The organism is Massilia sp. CT11-108, from assembly GCF_047302915.1.
GTDB lineage: Bacteria > Pseudomonadota > Gammaproteobacteria > Burkholderiales > Burkholderiaceae_D > Telluria > Telluria orientalis.
Genome location: NZ_JBKYMO010001335.1, coordinates 1 through 368 on the forward strand (window position 1 = coordinate 1; position 368 = coordinate 368).

Below are 368 nucleotides of genomic sequence, written 5' to 3' on the forward strand. Positions count from 1 at the left end.
GCTTGTCCACGACGAGCGGCTCGGCCCGGTGCTGGCCAGGCTGCGGGCGGAGCCGGCGGTGACGCTGGCCGAGCCGCTCGTCGTGGACAAGCAGCCGTGAAAACCGCCCTTCTCGTCCTGGTCGCGGTGTTGATCGCGTTCGCCTGCGTGGTGCCGCGCGCGAGCGCGGATGCGCAGGCGGCCACGCACCCGGTCTCGACGCCGGCGCCCGCAGCACGACAGGTGCTCGTGATGCTGCGCATGCCGTCGCCGCACTTCCGGCCCGACGGCGCCTACGGCGGCGGCTAAACGGCAGTCAGTTTTAAACAAATCCGAGACCACGAGACGGAGCAAAGAATCCGGTTGCGGGGTGTTCTTGTAAAAAAAAA

1 protein-coding gene is annotated in these 368 nt (G+C 67.7%); it reads left to right on the forward strand.

Going from position 1 to position 368, the window contains the following annotated elements:
• Positions 1-96 precede the first annotated feature (96 nt).
• Entirely contained in the window at positions 97-288 is a 192-nt protein-coding gene (locus ACEN88_RS34675) for a hypothetical protein (RefSeq protein ID WP_413346943.1), read from the forward strand.
• Positions 289-368: the final 80 nt, after the last annotated feature.